Origin of the sequence: Myxococcus sp. MISCRS1, from assembly GCF_026626605.1 — a bacterium.
GTDB lineage: Bacteria > Myxococcota > Myxococcia > Myxococcales > Myxococcaceae > Myxococcus > Myxococcus fulvus.
On record NZ_JAPNKB010000001.1, the window covers coordinates 8,136,638 to 8,152,912 of the forward strand.

Below are 16,275 nucleotides of genomic sequence, written 5' to 3' on the forward strand. Positions count from 1 at the left end.
GACGCCCAGGCTGGAGTGAGAGGAAGCATGATGCGAGGGTGGCTGTTGCTGGGGCTCTGTGTCTCCACGCAGGCGTGGGCGCAGGACTATCGGGCGTGCAAGGAGCTGTTCGTGTCCCCGCTGGCGGCGAAGGTCGAGTCGACCAACGCCAGCGGCTCCGCGTGGGACGAAGGCTCCTCGGCGGACCCGGAGCTGACCGCGATGGCGGTCGACGTGGAGGGCGCCTCGCCCGTCGTCATCGGCCCGAAGCAGGAGGACGCCAGCGTCCTCCTGTGGAACAGCCTCTTCCTGGAGGAGACGCGCTCGGGGGCCTGGCTCCCGGTGGGCGTGGGCGGCTCGCTGCACCTGCTGCTCACCGACTCGGACGAGGGGCCCTCGGACTTCATCGGGGCCTTTTCCGTCACCGTCCCCGAGTCCCTGGCGCAGACGGGCACCGCGTTCATCCTCACCTCGTCCACGGGCACGCAGCAGATGCCGCTGACGCTGCGAGTCTCCGCGACGGATGGCAAGCGCACCTGCGCGGGCCTGGAGAAGGCCGGGCCCGTGCGCTACGAGCTGCCCGCGCCCATGTTCACCGCGCGGGTGGACAACGGCCTCTTCGAGAAGATTCGGGGCGCGCAGCGCTGCAAGGCCGGGAGCACCCAGCGCGAGTGCAAGCCGGAGAGCTACGACGTGCTCTACACGCCGGAGCTCCTGGAGGACACCTGGGTGACGCTCGTGTCCGGAGGCCCCTTCGCTGGTACCCCGGGGAAGTTCTTCGCGGTGGCGTTCGGCATCGAGCCCGCGCGCCGTCAGGTGGCCTACGTGGGCCGCTGCGACGCGGTGAAGAAGGCCCCCGCGCTGGGGGAGACCCTGGCCTGCGTCCTGGGCAACAAGGCCACCCTCATCAGCCTGGAGAAGGGCAAGCCCAAGACGCGCGCGGCCACCGCGCGGGAGCTGGAGGCGCTGAAGGAGCCGCCCGCGGACGCGCCCGCCGAGTCGACGCCGTCGCCCTGAGAGGACGTCCGGCACGGCGCCCCGGGGCCGAGGGCGCCGTGCGTGGGCCTCAGGCCGGCGGACGCATCGTGATGAGCACCACGCCGATGCCGATGAGCGCCAGGCCCGACAGCCGCTCCCGCCAGACCTGGGCGCGCGGTGAGCTGGAGACGCGGCCTCCGGCGACGCCCAGCCAGGCGTACCCGGCCAGCACCGGCACCTCCACCACGATGCAGGAGACGCCGTACACGGTGAACTGCAGCCCCGCGTGAGGGCCCGGCTGGACGAACTGCGGCAGCAGCGAGCCGAAGAACAGGATGGACTTGGGGTTGGCGAGCTGCTTGGCGAAGCCCTGCACGAAGGCGCCCTGCCACAGGGGCGGCTTGGGGCGCTCGGCCAGCGTGAGGCTCTGCTTCGCGGCCCACAGCGTGCTCACGCCCAGATAGACGAGGTAGGCGGCGCCCGCGTAGCGGATGGCGTTGAAGGCGATTCGCGAGGTGGCCAGCGCGGCGCCCAGGCCCGCCACGGAGACGAGGAAGTACACGGCGTTGCCGGCCTGGATGCCCAGCGTCGCGCTCATCCCCGCCCGGAAGCCCCGCGACATCGCTTGCGAGACCACCAGCAAGACGGCGGGTCCCGGAGTGATGGCGAAGAGCGCCATCGTCAGCGTGAAGGTGGCCCAGAGCGTGAGGTCCATGAGGTCGGGTGCGCGCGGCCGGAGAGTAGCTCCGGACTGTCCGTGCCGGGGCACGGACGTGGTGGGGTGGGCGCGCATGACGAGCGCTCGGGCGCCCGGTCCTCCGTCGGATGTCGGACGTGCCGCCCCGGGCCTCGTCGACGGTATGCGACGCTCGCGCGGCGGGTCGTTGGCGTGACGACGTCCCGGATGTCGCCCTCGTGGAGGAGGGCGCGGTCGGGCGAAATCCGGCCGTGGCCCGGGCGCCGTCTCGTGCTCTGCTTCGCCGGAACGGAAAAGCCCCCACGAGAGGGGGCTGGCGGCGGGGCTCTCGGGAGGGAGGGGCTCGTGGCTGGGGCCATGAGGAGCGTCACTCGTGAAGAAGACGTACGTCGGCGGCTGTCACTGTGGAGCGGTCCGGTACGAAGCGGATGTCGACCTGAGCCAGGGCACCTACAAGTGCAACTGCTCCATCTGCACCAAGGCGCGGCTGTGGCAATCCGTCATCGGCCCCGAGGACTTCCGGCTCCTGGCCGGTGAGTCCGCGCTCACCGAGTACCAGTCCCGCACCAGGCAGCTCCATCACCTGTTCTGCAAGCACTGCGGCGTGCACGCGTTCGGCTGGGGCGACGACACGGAGCTGGGCAAGTACTACACCATCAAGGTCAACTGCCTGGACGACGTGGACGTGGACGAGCTGATGCGCTCGCCCATCACCTACGTCAACGGACGCGACGACGACTTCACGAAGCCCCCCACCGAGGTCCGCCACCTCTGAGCCGAGCCCGTCGCTCAGCCTCCCAGCACCACGCGTGGTGTCGACGCGGCGCTCAGCGCGCACCTCCCGTGGGGGTGCCGAGCTCCTCCTCGTAGCGGAACTCGAAGGTCCTCCGGGCGAAGCGCCACTGGCCGTCCTGCTTCACGAATTGGTCGGAGTAGGTGCCCACCACCCGCAGGTCCTTGCCCGTCTGTCTGACGCGGAGGACCTCGTCCAGGGTGGAGCGCGCGGTGGCCCGCTCGGGGCCCTGCACGTGGACGACGATGGGCGTGACGCTCATGACGCGCAGCTCGACGCGCGCGGTGTTGCCCGTCATGCCCTCTCGGATGGCGTTGCGTCCCTCGAACGTCCAGCCCATCGGCGGCGCGGCCTTCACCTCCCAGACCGCGTCCTCGGTGAAGAGCGACTCCATGGTCTGCCAGTCCTGATGGTTGGCCGCGTCCGCGAAGCGCTCGATGAGCGAGCGCACCGCGAGGTGCTCGACGGGATACGCCTCGACGTTCGATGTGCTCGGAGACGTGGACCGGGAAGCCAAGGGGCCGCCCGTCGTCGAGCCCGCGCAGCCGAGCAGGGTGACGAGGAGCGCCGCGAGTGACGTGCGCAGGTGACGATTCATGGTGTCCATCCATCCTTCGGGTCGGTGTTCCTCCCGGCGCGCGAGCCAGACCCGGACCTCGCGGCGGGGTGTTCCGTCACGCGAAGATGTGAGCTGGCTTCAATTCAGTCGAACGCGTTGTTCCGGAGGCAGTGTTAAGGCAGGCTGAATCGATGCCGAGCCCGCTCGTGGAGACACGTCACCTCATGTTGCTCGCCGCGCTCGAGGAGCTGGGCAGCCTCAACGCCGCCGCGCGCAAGCTCCACCTGTCTGCCTCCGCGTTGAGCCAGCAACTGCGGGAGCTGGAGGACCGGCTCGGGGGCCCGCTGTTCCATCGTCAGTGGCGACGGCTGGAGCCGACCTCCGCGGGCAGGCGTCTCACCGAGGCCGCGCGCTCGGTGCTGAGCGAACTCACCCGGGCCGAGGCGGAGACGCGGGAGCTGTTGAGCGGCGCCAGCGGCACGCTCCGGGTGGCGACCGCGTGTCTGCAGTCCTACCGTTGGCTGCCGGAGCTCCTGCGCGGCTTCTCCCGGGACTGGCCCGGGCTGGAGGTCACCATCGTCGCCGAGGCGGGGGAGGCGCCCACCGAGTGGTTGCTGTCGCGCAGGCTCGACGTCGCGCTCGTGGCCGGTGAGGCCCGGCCTGGTCCCCGCATCCAGGTGGAGCCGCTCTTCCGGGACGAGCTGGTCGCCGTGGTGGGCGGGGAGCATGCGTGGGCCACCTCGCGTCGCAAGGAGGTGGAGGTCCGGGCCCTCGCGGAGGAGCACGTCTGGGTCGATGAGGGCGCGCTCGCGGCGCACACGCCGCTGGGCCGGGCGCTCGCGAAGGCGGGCAACCTCTCGCCACGCAAGGCGACGCTCATCCCCATGACGGGGGGCGTGGCACTGGAGATGGTCCGCGCCAACCTGGGCGTCACCGTGCTGCCCCGGTGGGCCGTGACGCCGTGGCTCGCCGAGGGCGGGCTGCACGCCGTGCGCGTCGGCCCTCGGGGCCTCTGGCTGGACTGGGCGGTGGCGACCCGGGCAGGGGAGCGGGAGCCGGCGCTGAGCGCCTTCGTGGACGCCCTGCGCGCCCACCACCCTGGCCCTCGGGGCCGGGTGATCCGCCGCCGCTGAAACATGTCTTGAGACAACCCACTGAAATCACGGCGAAGTGAGGTCTCCTCGCAACCTGGAGGCACACTGTGGCGATAATCCCGAAGCGCGCCATTCACGCTCTCCATCGGGATCCCCCAAACCATGGCCTCGAAGATCAGCGACACGCCTCGTCCCCTGCCCACCGCGTCGTCGCGAGCCCCGGCCGCGAAGGCCCCTCCGCCGCCCGAGAACAAGGCGAAGGCGCCCGACTTGAGCTGGAACAAGGACCGCTTCGAGACCGGCTCCACCCAGCCGCTGCCCCGCCTCCCCGCGCCGCAGCTGCCGCAGCTTCCCGCGCCGGTGCCCCAGCCGCTCCCGCAGCTGCCCGCTCCCGTGCCCCCGCCTCCGTGCCAGGGCCCGGTGGAGCCCACGCCGGAGACGCCCACCGAGCCCGCGCCGAACGTCGCGGACTCGGACCCGATGACGCACATCGCGTACCTGGCCTCGGACGAGCTGCAGGGGCGTGACAGCCCGTCGCCCGGGCTCGACGCGGCGTCGGCCTACGTGCAGGCCCACGTCGAGAAGTACGGCCTCGTCGGCCCCAACGTGAACAGCCCCGAGAACCCGTACCAGCAGCGCTTCGACGTGTACTCGTTCCTGGGCAACCCGGGCGAGAACCACGTGCACGGCGGCGAGGGGCACAAGGCGCACAAGGAGTTCGGCCACAAGCTCTTCGAGGAGGGCTTTTACCTCGAGGAGGGCATGCCCCAGGAGACGCTGGCCATGCTCAACAAGAAGTACGAGAGCGCGATGAAGGCCGAGGGCCAGCCGCTCGCGCTGGCGCGCGACGGCGGCCTGCGCAGTGTCGAGGAGCTGCGCTCGCTGGCGACGGAGTCCGGGCAGGCGGTCAACACCATGGCGCTCCTGCCGGGCTCGGGGCCCCACAAGGACGAGGTCATCGTGGTGATGGCCCACCTGGACCACGTGGGTACGGATCGTCGGGGCAACGTCCACAACGGCGCGGACGACAACGCGTCCGGCAGCGCGGTGTTGATGGCGGCGGTGCCGGAGCTGGCCGAGGCCGCCAAGCGCGGCGAACTGGACCGCTCCGTGCTCTTCATCTGGACGGGCGCGGAGGAGAAGGGCCTGGTCGGCTCGCAGTACTTCGTGGACCACCCGATTCCGGGCCTGGGCACCGAGCAGATCACCGGCGTCATCAACGTGGACATGGTGGGCCGCTGGGATGACCAGCGCCTGTCCGTCGTCGACACGGACCGTCGCGGGCAGGCGAACTACTTCCGCGACGTGGTGGAGCAGGCCAACGCGCAGCTGCCGGACCCGTTCGACCGCATCAACCGCGACATCAACATGTACAGGGACCGTCAGGACGGCGCCGTCTTCGGCCGCAAGGGCGAGGACGTGCTCTTCCTCTTCGAGGGCCTGTCCAACCCGAAGGGCGGCGGCGACCTCATCCCCGAGTACCACGAGCCCGAGGACGACATCGACCTCATCCTCCGCGACAACGGTGGCGAGAAGCCCCGTCGCGTGAAGGACCTGATGGTCAACGTCATCGAGCTCGCCGCGAACCGCACGACCGAGGAGTAGCCCTCCTTGCCTCGTCCCGGAGGGCGTCGTCGCTGACGCCCTCCGCACGGTGGCGCACTCGCCCAGTGGTGCTCCGGAATGCGTCGTCGATGACGCCCTCCGCCCGGTAGTGCGCTCGCTCAGTGGTGCTCCGGAATGCGTCGTCGCTGACGCCCTCCGCCCGGTAGTGCGCTCGCCAGTGGTGCTCCGGAAGGCGTCGTCGCTGACGCCCTCCGCCCGGTAGTGCGCTCGCCAGTGGTGCTCCGGAAGGCGTCGTCGCTGACGCCCTCGCCCGGTCGCGCGCTCGCCAGTGGTGCTCCGGAAGGCGTCGTCGCTGACGCCCTCGCCCGGTGGCGCGCTCGCCAGGTGTAGCCCCGGAAGGCGTCGTCGCTGAGGCCCTCCGCTCGGTGGCGCGCTCGCCCGGTGTGGCCCCGGAGGGCGTCGTCGCTGCGGGCCTACGACCCTGGCGCTCACCCCACCAGGCTTCGCGCCCGACGCCCCGGCCCACACCCACGGGGGCTTGTCCCGGGGCCTCGCCCCGTCGAGACTCGACACCATGCCCGCCGCCACGCCCTCGCCGCGCTCCTGGTTCGCCTACTCCGTCGACCTGTCCCCGGTGACGGCGCGTGAGCGCCTGCCGGGGCTGCCGGCCCTGCCCGCGCTGCCGGAAGGAGAGCGGGTCGAGGCCCTGGACGTGGACGTCGTCTACGACGTGCCCTCGCTGGCCTGGGGCGGCAAGGTGGCCCGGCTGGTGGATGCCCCGGGCAAGAAGCTCCCCGGCGTGCTGCGCCGGCTCTCCCCGGAGGCGTGGGACGCGGTGAGCCGGCTGGAATCGGTGATCGCCGAGGCCTCCACCTCCCGCCCCGTCAAGGTGCGCACCGCCACCGGCGCGCTGCTCTCCGCCCACGCCTTCACGCCCCCGCCCAGGGCCACCCCTTCCCCCCAGGGCCCCATCAGCGAGGCCTTCCTCGTCACGCTGGCCCTGGCCGCCGAGCGCGCGGGGCTCGCCGCCGACTACGTCGAGCGCCTCCAGGCCGAGGCGCAGATCGTCGGCACGCTCCAGCAGGCGAAGGCGGACGCACGGACCGTCCAGGCGTCCCAGGGCAAGAAGCCGTAGTCACGACTTCGTGACAGAAATGTGGGGCCATGACGCAACCGGGCACCCCGTCGGGCCGACGATAGAGAGGCCGGGCCTCACTCCGCGCCAGCCCCTGGTCGGCCCAAGGAAGTCATCGCCATGACGACGCTGCGACCCACTTCTCGTGCCAGCACCCCGTCGCCCTCGGTGTCCACCGAGTCCGCGCCCGTCAATGGCCTCAAGCCCCAGGACACCAGCGCCTGGGCCCGCTCCAGCGCCCGCGAGGTCTCCATCACCGAGCTGCAGACCAGGTTCGGCTGGACGGACCAGAGCTGGGAGGCGGGCCTGCTGAAGGCGGCGGACCAGGCGGGCACCAAGACGCGCGGGGGCAACGGCAAGGTCTCCGCGGCTGAAATCCAGGCCTACCTCACCGCGCCCACCGACGGCCGCTACCTCACCTCCACCGCGCTCCAGCAGGGCCGCGCCGCGCTCGACGCGAAGCTCACCGAGGCCGGCGGCTCCGTGAAGGTGGATGCCTTCGACCCGAAGTGGCAGGACGGGCTCGCCAAGCGCGCCGACCTGCTGGGCGGCAACGGCGACGGCAAGGTCAGCCAGGAAGAGCTCGCGGCCTACATCCAGAAGTCCAAGGCCAACCAGGTGGACGGCACGAAGTGGGTGCCCGACCAGCAGATGGCCGCCTTCCAGAGCCGCGTCGCGGAGGCCGCCGGTGAGGTGGACCCGCTGCGTCCCAAGGGAGGCGCGGGCAAGGGCCTGGAGATGGTGAAGCAGTACTCGCGGCTGATGCTGGACGAGGGCAAGAACCTGCCCACCTTCGTCAGCCACATGCTCTCCGCCGCGGACATCCACGAGACGCCCGTGGAGGTGAACCGCAACAAGAGCACCTTCGTGCGCGACCCGTCGCTGCCGCTCACCGGCATCACCGACTCGGACTACAACAACACCGGCTTCGACCGTGGGCACATGAAGCCCGCGGAGGATTCGCCCACGCAGGAGGCGATGAACGAAAGCCACCAGATGACCAACATCGCGCCCCAGTACGGCAACCACAACCAGCAGGTGTGGCGCACGCTGGAGAAGGCCATCCACGGCCTGGTGGAAGAGACGGGCGGCAAGGCCTACATCGTGACGGGCAACCTGTTCCTGGACGACAAGGGCAAGCCCCTGCCGAAGGACCAGGTGGAGACCACGGGCGCGAAGGACCGGAAGATCGCCGTCCCCACGCACAACTTCAAGACGGTGCTGCTGGAGCTGCCCAACGGCAACCTGACGATGTTCGCGTACATGGTGCCGAACCTGAAGGACGGCCCCTCGAAGAAGGAAGCCATCGTCCCGCTGCTGGAGGACGCGCGCGTGCCGGTGGACCGCATCGAGCAACTGCTCGGTCAGGACCTGTACGCCCAGCTCCCCAAGGGCATCCAGAACCAGCTGGAGAAGGACTCGAAGGCCCCCGGCGCGTTCCAGCTCGAGGGCAGCCAGTACGAGTCCATGACGCTGCTGACGCAGCGCTGAGCCTCCAGCACCCGCTCACTGCGCGGGCAGCGAGAGGTAGTGCTGGCCCAGCTCGTTGAGCACGCCGTTGGGGCCCAGCAGGCTCGCGAAGCAGGGGTCGTTCGTCCAGCGGCCGGTGAACCAGGCGTAGCGGAACACGTCCGCGCGCCGCTCGCACACGGCGACCATCTCCGTCATCTGCGCCTTCTGCTTCGCCACGGAGTCGATCTGCGCGCCGTCCCGCTGCTGGTGGCAGTTGGCGAACTCGGTGACCCAGAACGGCTTGCCGTACTTCGTCAGCCGGTTGAGCTGCCCGTCGAGCCCGTAGTCGTACCAGTGGAACGCCAGGTAATCGATGCGGGGCTCCCGGTTGCCGTTCTCCGCGCGATACGCGGCGTAGAAGGCATCCAGCCACACCACCGGGTCCGAGTAGCCGGCGAGCGTCCCCCAGTTCATCCCCGGGCCCACCAGCTTCACGCCGGTGTTGGCGGCGACGCTCTCGTAGCGGGGCCACAGCCGCGCCGCGGCCTGCGGCGACATGTTGGCCTGGTCCGTCAGGTTGGGCTCGTTGAGCAGGAGCAGGTACTGGATGTGGGCATTGGCGCGCAGCATCTGCTCGATGCGCGCGGCGTCGAAGTTCCCGTTCCACAGCATGGGGATGAAGTCCATCCCGTAGCGGGTACGGAAGTCGGTGGGGACGTTGGCGTGCGGCTGAGGGCTCCAGTTGTACCACCAGCTCACGCCCGGGGAGACCGCGGCCAGGTCCTCGGGCGTGGCCAGGTCGAAGGCGAGGCCTCGCTTGACGCTCTTGGTGAGCGGCGGCTGCTGTGTGCCCGCGTCCGTCTCCGTGGAGGGCCGGCCCGGCTTGACGGGGTCGGCCGGGTCGCAGCCCAGCAGCAGGACGAACGCGATGCAGAACGGCGCGAGCCAGCGTCTCATGAACCGTCACCTCCGCCCGTCAGGGCGCTTGGGGACGGTCATCCTAGTGTGAGGAACGGCGCCGTGCGGCTCGTCGATGAACGGGCGAGCTTCGTGGGAGGGCCCGCCGCGACGATGCTCCCACCCTCGTCTCCCGCCCCCGGCCCCATGTCGATGACCCAGTCGCTGGCGGAGACGACGCGCATGTCGTGCTCCACCAGGATGACGGTGTTGCCCGCGTCGACCAGGCCCTCCAGCTGCGTCATCAGCTTGTCCACGTCCGCCGGGTGCAGGCCCGTGGTGGGCTCGTCCAGGACGTAGAGCGTGTGCCCTCGCTGCGGCCGCTGCAGCTCGGTGGCCAGCTTGATGCGCTGGGCCTCGCCGCCGGACAGCTCCGTGGCTGGCTGTCCCAGGCGCAGGTACCCCAGGCCCACCTCGCGCAGCACGCCGAGCGCGCGGGCCACGTGGGGCTCCTCGGTGAAGAAGGCGTGCGCCGCGTCCACCGTCATGCCCAGCACCTCGGCGATGTTCTTGCCGCGGTAGCGGATCTCCAAGGTCTTCGCGTTGTAGCGGGCGCCGTGGCAGGTGGGGCAGGGCGCATAGACGCTGGGCAGGAACAACAGCTCCACGCTCACGAAGCCCTCGCCCTCGCACGTCTCGCAGCGGCCCTTGGCCACGTTGAAGGAGAAGCGGCCCGCGTCGTACTTGCGCGAGCGCGCGGCGGGCGTGGCGGCGAAGAGCTTGCGGACGTGGTCGAACAGGCCCGTGTACGTGGCCAGGTTGGAGCGCGGCGTGCGGCCGATGGGCTTCTGGTCCACGCGCACCATCCGGTGCAGCCCCTCCATCCCCTCGACGATGCGGCCGCCCGTGGTCTTCACCTCGGAGCGCTCCAGGGGCTCGCCCTCCTCGTCCTCCTCGGGTGGCGCGTGGCCCAGGTGCGTGGCGACCAGCTCCACCAGCACCTGGCTCACCAGGCTCGACTTGCCGGAGCCGGAGATGCCCGTCACGGTGGTGAAGACGCCCAGCGGGAAGTCGACGTCCAGCCCGTGCAGGTTGTTGCGCGACACGTCCTTCAGCCGCAGCCAGCCCTTGGGGGCGCGGGGCGCGTGCGTGCGCGTGGTCTGCTCGCCGAAGAGGTAGCGCCGCGTCTGGGAGCCCTGCACCTCCTGGAGCCCGTCCAGCGGGCCGCTGTAGAGGATTTCGCCGCCCTGCTCGCCAGCGGCGGGGCCCACGTCCACCACCCAGTCCGCGTGGCGGATGACGTCCACCTCGTGCTCCACCACGAACAGCGAGTTGCCCGAGCCCTTCAGCGAGTCCAATGCGCGCAGCAGGGCCTGGGTGTCCGCCGGATGCAGGCCCGCGGAGGGCTCGTCCAGCACGTAGACCACGCCGAACAGGTTGGAGCGCACCTGGGTGGCCAGCCGCAGCCGCTGGAGCTCACCGGGTGAGAGCGTGGGGGTGGCGCGCTCCAGCGACAGGTAGCCCAGCCCCAGCTCCATCAGGACGTGCAGGCGCTCCACCAGGTCCTTCGCGATGCGCTCGGTGACGAGCGCCTTCTCGGGGTGCTCGCGCGTGAGCTTCTTCAGGCCCTGGGCGGTGCCGTCGGAGAAGGGGCGCAGGAGCGCGTCGACGCGCTTGAGCGGCAGGCGGGACAGCTCGCCGTAGTCCAGGCCCGCGAAGGTGACGGACAGGGACTCGGGACGCAGCCGCTTGCCGTGGCAGACGCGGCACTCGCCGCTCTCCATGTACTGGGACACGCGCTTCTTGATGAGCGGGCTCTGCGTCGTGGCGAAGGCCTGGAGCACGTAGCGCCGCGCGCTGCTGAAGGTCCCCATGTAGCTGGGGGGTGACTTGCGCTTGAGGGCCTGGCGCGTCTCGGCCGGCGTGAAGCCCGCATAGACGGGGACGGTGGGCTGCTCGTCCGTGAAGAGGATCCAGTCGCGGTCCTTCTTGGGGAGCTCGCGCCAGGGGCGGTCCACGTCGTAGCCGAGCGTCACCAGGATGTCGCGCAGGTTCTGCCCGTGCCACGCGGGAGGCCAGCCGGCGATGGCCCGCTCGCGGATGGTGAGTGAGTCGTCGGGGACGAGCGAGCGCTCCGTGACTTCGTACACGCGGCCCAGGCCATGGCAGTTCGGACAGGCGCCCGCGGGCGTGTTGGGGGAGAACGCGTCCGAGTCCAGGTGGGGTTGGCCCGCCGGGTACGTGCCGGCGCGCGAGTACAGGAGGCGCAGTGAGTTCGACAGGGTCGTCACGCTGCCCACGGACGAGCGCGTCGTCGGCGCTCCCCGGTGTTGCTGGAGGGCCACCGCGGGAGGGAGGCCCTCGATGGCGTCCACTTCCGGGATGCCCGCCTGGTCGATGAGCCTGCGGGCGTACGGGGCCACGGACTCGAAGTAGCGTCGCTGGGCTTCCGCGTAGAGCGTGCCGAAGGCGAGCGAGGACTTGCCCGAGCCGGAGACGCCGGTGAAGACCACCAGGGCGTCGCGTGGCATCTCCACGTCCACGTTCTTGAGGTTGTGCTCCCGGGCGCCACGGACGCGGACGAAGCCTGTCGGGCGGTCGCTGGGCGTGCCTGCATGGGAGGGACGGCGGGGTCGGCTCATGAAGTGGGCTCCTGCCGGGGGTCCTACCGAATCTGATGTCGGGAGGGAGCAACGAACAGCGGGGGAGCGACGAAGCCTCGTGAGATGGCCCCGGGTGCGTGAGGCTCACTGGAGACGGGCGGCCCTGCGAGCGGGTTGTCAGACGGGGCGGTCCAGGTGGGCCACACCTCAGGCGGTGCATGAGGCCCGTTGGACGGGTGCCCCCCGAGGGGGCACCAGACGGAGGCGAAGACCCGAGTGGTGGCTCGGAGCGAAGCATCTCCTGAGGTGTTGCTCGTGGGGACTCACGTCTGGGGCCCGGCTCGCCTTCCTGCCGTCTTCGGAGTCGCGAGGCGCTTCTCCTGGAGTGTGGGTCGTTTCGTCCGTGGGACGCGAGCGGGGCTCAGCCCCGCGGAGAAAGACGCCACGTTCGAAGGCCCTGGGCCTCCGTGGTATTTTTCGGTGGCGTGGACCCCGGTTCATCCTTCGTGCGCGAGGTCTGAATGCGCGAGGCCCTGGCTCCGTCGACTTGCGGCTTTGATGACAGGAGTGCTTGGAATGCATGGGGCTGACTCCGAGCCGTTCGATGCGGTGCTGCGGTCCGCTGGCGAGCTGTCCGCCGCACGGCTTCGCGAATCACCAGGAGCCCGGGAGGCCGTGGCGCGCGCTGTCTCCGAGGCCACGGCCCTCGGTGTTGCCGCCCCGGAGTCACGTTCCTTCGCGCGACATCTCGGTGCGCTGCTCGCGCGCGCCGCGGACCCGAGGCTCACGCTGGAGCGACTGCACAGCCGGGACCTCGCGCTCGCGCTCGCGTGCGCGGAGGGCGTGCCCGCGGCCCGTGCGCTGCTGGAGCAGGAGGTCTTCCGCGAGCTGCACGTCCCCTTGTCGCGCATCCATCCCTCGCCCATGTTCGTGGATGAGGTGCTTCAGGTGCTGCGCGCCAACCTCCTGATGCCACGCACGGATGCGCCTTCACGGCTGCTCGGCTACGCGGGCTCGGGACCGTTGCTGCACTGGGTGAGCATCTCCGCGGTGCGCCTCGCGCTGCGGATGCGCAAGGCGCTCGGAGACGAATCGCTGGTCGATGCCGAGGTGCTCGCCGCGCATCCCGCGCCTGGAGGCCTGGAGCTGGGCTTCGTCCGCGAGGAGGCCCGAGGGCACGTGCGCGCGGCCTTCGTCCGGGCGGTGGCGTCGCTGGATGACGAGGACCGCGAGCTGCTGCGCCTGCACTTCGTCGAGCGGTTGTCACTCGAGCGAATGGGCGCGTTGTTCGGCCTGCACAAGTCCACGCTCTCCCGCCGGCTCTCCGCGGTGCAGTCCCTGTTGGAGAAGCGCACGCGACGCGCGCTCACCGAGCGCCTGTCGCTGCCCGAGCCGGAGGTGGACAGCCTGATGCGCGCCATCCAAGGCCGGTTGGATTTGAGCCTCTCGGGCCTGCTGGAGGCGAGGCCGTGAGCTGTCCCGACGAGAACACGCTCTCCGATTACGCGAGGGGTGAGCTGGTCCCCGAGCGCACGACGCGCGTCCGCGAGCATGTCGCGGGGTGCTCGGAGTGTCGGAGCGTGCTCGCCGCGCTGAGTGGCCTGCAGACGCCTGCCCCATGGGTCGGAACGGGCGCGCGCGTGGGGCGCTACGTGGTGCTGGGGCTCCTGGGGGAGGGCGGCATGGGCCGCGTCCATGCGGCCTACGACCCGGAGCTGGACCGCAAGGTCGCACTCAAGCTGCTGAACCTCACGAGGCTCGGGGAGGGCTCTCTCGGGCAGGCACGTCAGCGACTGGAGCGCGAGGCCCGCACGATGGCCCGGCTGTCGCACCCCCACGTGGCCCACCTGCACGACGTCGGTGAGTTCCAGGGGCAGCTCTTCCTGGTGATGGAGCTGGTCGAGGGCGGCACGCTGCGCCAATGGCTCGCGGGGAAGACGCGCACGCGCCGGGAGATTCTCGATCGCTTCGTCCAGGCCGCGGATGGGCTCGCGGCCACGCATGCGCTGGGCATCACCCACCGCGACTTCAAGCCCGACAACGTCCTGCTCACGCGTGACGCGCAGGTGCGCATCACCGACTTCGGTCTGTCCAACGCGGCCGCGCAGGAGTCCTCTCGGGCGGAAGGCCCCGCCGTCACCGGCGGCGAGGCGCTCACCCTCACGGGCGTGTTCCTGGGGACCCCCGGGTATGCCTCGCCGGAGCAGCTCCGCGGCGAGCGCGGGGATGCGCGCTCGGACCAGTTCTCCTTCTGCGTCGCGCTCTATGAGGCGCTCAACGGACAGCGCCCCTTCGAGGGCAACACGCGCGACGAGCTGCTGGCGTCCATGCGGCGCATGGAGGTGCGTCCCGAGAAACGCGGGCTGCCCTCGTGGCTCGTGGCCGTGGTCCGACGAGGGCTCTCGGTGGACCCGGCGCGACGCTTCGAGTCCATGGAGGTCCTCCGCGCACACCTCTCGCGCGAGGTCGGCGCCTGGAAGCGCAGCGCCGCCGTGGCCGTGCTCGCGGGTGGACTGGTGGGCCTGGGGTTCCTCGTGTTGGGGCCGTCCTCGAAGGCCTCCAGCGAGGTCTGTCATGGCAGCGAGCGGCACCTCGTGGGCGTCTGGGACGTGCCCGTGCGCGAGTCGGTGCATCAGGCCTTCCTGCGGACGGGGGACGCCTCGGCGGAGGCCTCGTTCCAGGCCGTGGCCTCTTCGCTGGACCGGTGGACCCGCGACTGGACACACGCGCATCAAACCGCGTGCGAGGCGACGCGGGTCTTCGGCGAGCAGTCGGAGGCGGCGCTGGGATTGCGGATGACGTGTCTGGACCAGCGCCTGGACGAGCTGTCGCGCTTGACGGTGGCGCTCCAGGGCGCGGACGCGCGGACGGTGGAGCGAGGCTTCGGACTCGGGACGTCGCTTGGCGGCGTGGTCCACTGCGCGGACGTGCGCACGTTGCAGGAGGCGGTCTCCCTTCCGCCGGACCCGAAGGCTCGCGCGGAGGTGGACGCGGTACGTGTGGAGCTGGCGCGCGCGAACGCGGAGCTGCTCGCGGGCCACACGCCCGAGGCGCTCAAGATTGCACTGCCTGCGCGGGAGCGCGCGCTCGCGACGCGTCACCGGCCGCTTGAAGCGGAGGCACATCAACTCTGTGCGTTCCTGCAGGAGGACGCGGGGGCGTTCGACGAGGCCCGGAAGTCCCTGGCCCAGGGCTCGCTGGCGGCCGAGGCGGGGCGACACCTGGGCGTGCTCGGGCGGGTGCTCAAGTCCCAGGCGTGGTTGCACGGGTACAGCCTGGGGCGCACGCCAGAGGCCTGGCCCTACTTCCATCGCGCGAGGGCCGTGGCGGAGTCCCTGAGGGACGCCGAACTGGATGCGCTGCTGGACCACGTGCAGGCGGAGCTGCTGGAGCAGGAGGGGCGCTTCGCGGAGGCCGAGCCGCTGCTGCGCGCCTCGCTGGAGGCCGCCAGCGCGAAGGGGCGGACGCATGCGCACGCGGAGCTGAGCGGACGGCTGGGCATGCTCGCCCGGAAACAGGGGCGCTTCATGGAGGCGAGGCACTGGCAACAGGAGTCGGTGCGGCTCCACGAGGCGTACTTCGGACCGACGCACCGGGACACCGGACGCGCCCTGGTGAACCTGGGCGGGACGCTGGCGATGCTGGGGGAGCTGTCCCAGGCGGAGGTCGTCCTCCACCGCGCGCTCGACATCCTTCGTCACACGTTGGGGGATGCGAACCTCTCGGTGGCCCGGGCCTGGTCGAACCTGGCGCTCGTCCATTTCGAATGGGGGCACGGCGCCCAGGCACGCGAGGCCGCGGAGGAGAGCTGGTCGGTGGCGCAGAAGAGCGTGGCCGCCGACAGCCCGGTGTTGATGGGCCTGGCGTCGAACCGGCTCGGGGTCCTGGGCGAGCAGGGCGAGCGCGCGCGGGAGCTCACCCACGCGCGAGGCGTCCTGGCGCACCGGGAGCGGGTCTACGGTGCCGCTCATCCGGAGGTGGCCCTGGACCTCCACGAGGTGGGCCGGCTGCTGCGGCTGTTGGGGCGCCAGGAGGAAGCGCGAGGTGTCCATGCGCGAGGTGTCGCGCTCCAGCAGCCGCTCGTCGCGAAGGGCGAGGTGGACGCAACGGGGCTGCGAGCCCTCGCGGACGCGCTCCTCTTCCTGGGGCAGGTGGACGAGGCGAAGCGTCACGTGGAGCAGGCACTCGTGGGCATGGAGAAGGACCTGGGGCCTTCGTCATCCGAGCGCATCGAGGCGCTGCTCCTCCTGGGAGACGTCCAGCTCGCGCGAGGCCAGCCCGCGGAGGCACTCCCTCCGCTGCGCACGGCGCTGGCCTCGCTCACGCAGCGCCAGGTGGTCTCCGCGCGAGTGCCCAGGGTGCGTCGTCGCCTGGCGCGGGCGCTGCGGCTGACGGGAGCGACTGAGGAGGGCTGCGAGCAGGCGAGGCGCGCGTGGGAGGAGCTGGGCGCCTGGAGCAAGGCCTACGCCCTGGAGACGCGCGAGGCGCGGGCCGAACTGGGACTCTGTCGAGAGTAGCGGTC

12 protein-coding genes are annotated in these 16,275 nt (G+C 71.1%); 8 read left to right on the plus strand and 4 right to left on the minus strand.

The window, feature by feature from the left end; all coding sequences use genetic code 11:
• Positions 1-27: 27 nt before the first annotated feature.
• Positions 28-996: a hypothetical protein gene (locus tag OWM54_RS32570; protein WP_267699992.1), complete on the plus strand. Its 969-nt coding sequence runs from the start codon at positions 28-30 to the stop codon at positions 994-996.
• 49 nt (positions 997-1,045) lie between these two features.
• Here OWM54_RS32570 and OWM54_RS32575 read toward each other — a convergent pair whose 3' ends face one another.
• Positions 1,046-1,672, minus strand: coding sequence for a LysE family translocator (locus OWM54_RS32575; RefSeq protein WP_046715388.1), 627 nt, complete (start codon positions 1,670-1,672; stop codon positions 1,046-1,048).
• Between the two features lie 355 nt (positions 1,673-2,027).
• On the opposite strand from OWM54_RS32575, the gene OWM54_RS32580 reads away from it, so the two are divergent.
• On the plus strand, positions 2,028-2,429 hold the full coding sequence (locus OWM54_RS32580) for a GFA family protein (protein WP_223745304.1): 402 nt from the start codon (positions 2,028-2,030) through the stop codon (positions 2,427-2,429).
• Between the two features lie 52 nt (positions 2,430-2,481).
• Here the strand turns inward: OWM54_RS32580 and OWM54_RS32585 are convergent, their stop codons facing one another.
• Positions 2,482-3,045 carry a nuclear transport factor 2 family protein gene (locus tag OWM54_RS32585; RefSeq protein ID WP_267699993.1) on the minus strand — a complete coding sequence of 188 codons (564 nt, stop codon included), beginning with the start codon at positions 3,043-3,045 and terminating at the stop codon, positions 2,482-2,484.
• Between the two features lie 185 nt (positions 3,046-3,230).
• Between OWM54_RS32585 and OWM54_RS32590 the strand changes: the two genes are divergently transcribed.
• The 4 genes from OWM54_RS32590 to OWM54_RS32605 all read left to right on the plus strand — a co-directional run bounded on the left by OWM54_RS32590 (position 3,231) and on the right by OWM54_RS32605 (position 8,292).
• Positions 3,231-4,139 carry a LysR family transcriptional regulator gene (locus OWM54_RS32590; protein ID WP_267699994.1) on the plus strand — a complete coding sequence of 303 codons (909 nt, stop codon included), beginning with the start codon at positions 3,231-3,233 and terminating at the stop codon, positions 4,137-4,139.
• Positions 4,140-4,262: 123 nt separating this feature from the next.
• On the plus strand, positions 4,263-5,705 hold the full coding sequence (locus OWM54_RS32595) for a M28 family metallopeptidase (RefSeq protein WP_267699996.1): 1,443 nt from the start codon (positions 4,263-4,265) through the stop codon (positions 5,703-5,705).
• A gap of 535 nt (positions 5,706-6,240) precedes the next feature.
• The gene (locus tag OWM54_RS32600) at positions 6,241-6,801 is read left to right on the plus strand and encodes a gamma-glutamylcyclotransferase (protein ID WP_141322940.1); all 561 of its coding nucleotides are present in this window, start codon (positions 6,241-6,243) and stop codon (positions 6,799-6,801) included.
• A gap of 120 nt (positions 6,802-6,921) precedes the next feature.
• Positions 6,922-8,292 (plus strand): DNA/RNA non-specific endonuclease, encoded by a 1,371-nt coding sequence (locus OWM54_RS32605; RefSeq protein ID WP_267699997.1) that lies wholly within the window; start codon positions 6,922-6,924, stop codon positions 8,290-8,292.
• A gap of 15 nt (positions 8,293-8,307) precedes the next feature.
• Here OWM54_RS32605 and OWM54_RS32610 read toward each other — a convergent pair whose 3' ends face one another.
• Together OWM54_RS32610 and uvrA are read right to left on the minus strand one after the other, a co-directional pair.
• Positions 8,308-9,210: a glycoside hydrolase family protein gene (locus OWM54_RS32610; RefSeq protein ID WP_267699998.1), complete on the minus strand. Its 903-nt coding sequence runs from the start codon at positions 9,208-9,210 to the stop codon at positions 8,308-8,310.
• Between the two features lie 38 nt (positions 9,211-9,248).
• Entirely contained in the window at positions 9,249-11,792 is a 2,544-nt protein-coding gene (uvrA, locus tag OWM54_RS32615) for an excinuclease ABC subunit UvrA (RefSeq protein ID WP_267699999.1), read from the minus strand.
• A 537-nt stretch (positions 11,793-12,329) separates the two neighbouring features.
• Between uvrA and OWM54_RS32620 the strand changes: the two genes are divergently transcribed.
• Both OWM54_RS32620 and OWM54_RS32625 read left to right on the plus strand, forming a co-directional pair.
• Positions 12,330-13,226, plus strand: coding sequence for a transcriptional regulator (locus OWM54_RS32620; protein WP_267700000.1), 897 nt, complete (start codon positions 12,330-12,332; stop codon positions 13,224-13,226).
• A complete protein-coding gene (locus OWM54_RS32625; RefSeq protein WP_267700001.1) occupies positions 13,223-16,270 on the plus strand; it encodes a protein kinase domain-containing protein in 3,048 nt (1,015 codons plus the stop codon). Before OWM54_RS32620 ends, OWM54_RS32625 begins: the two co-directional genes overlap by 4 nt.
• Positions 16,271-16,275 lie beyond the last annotated feature (5 nt).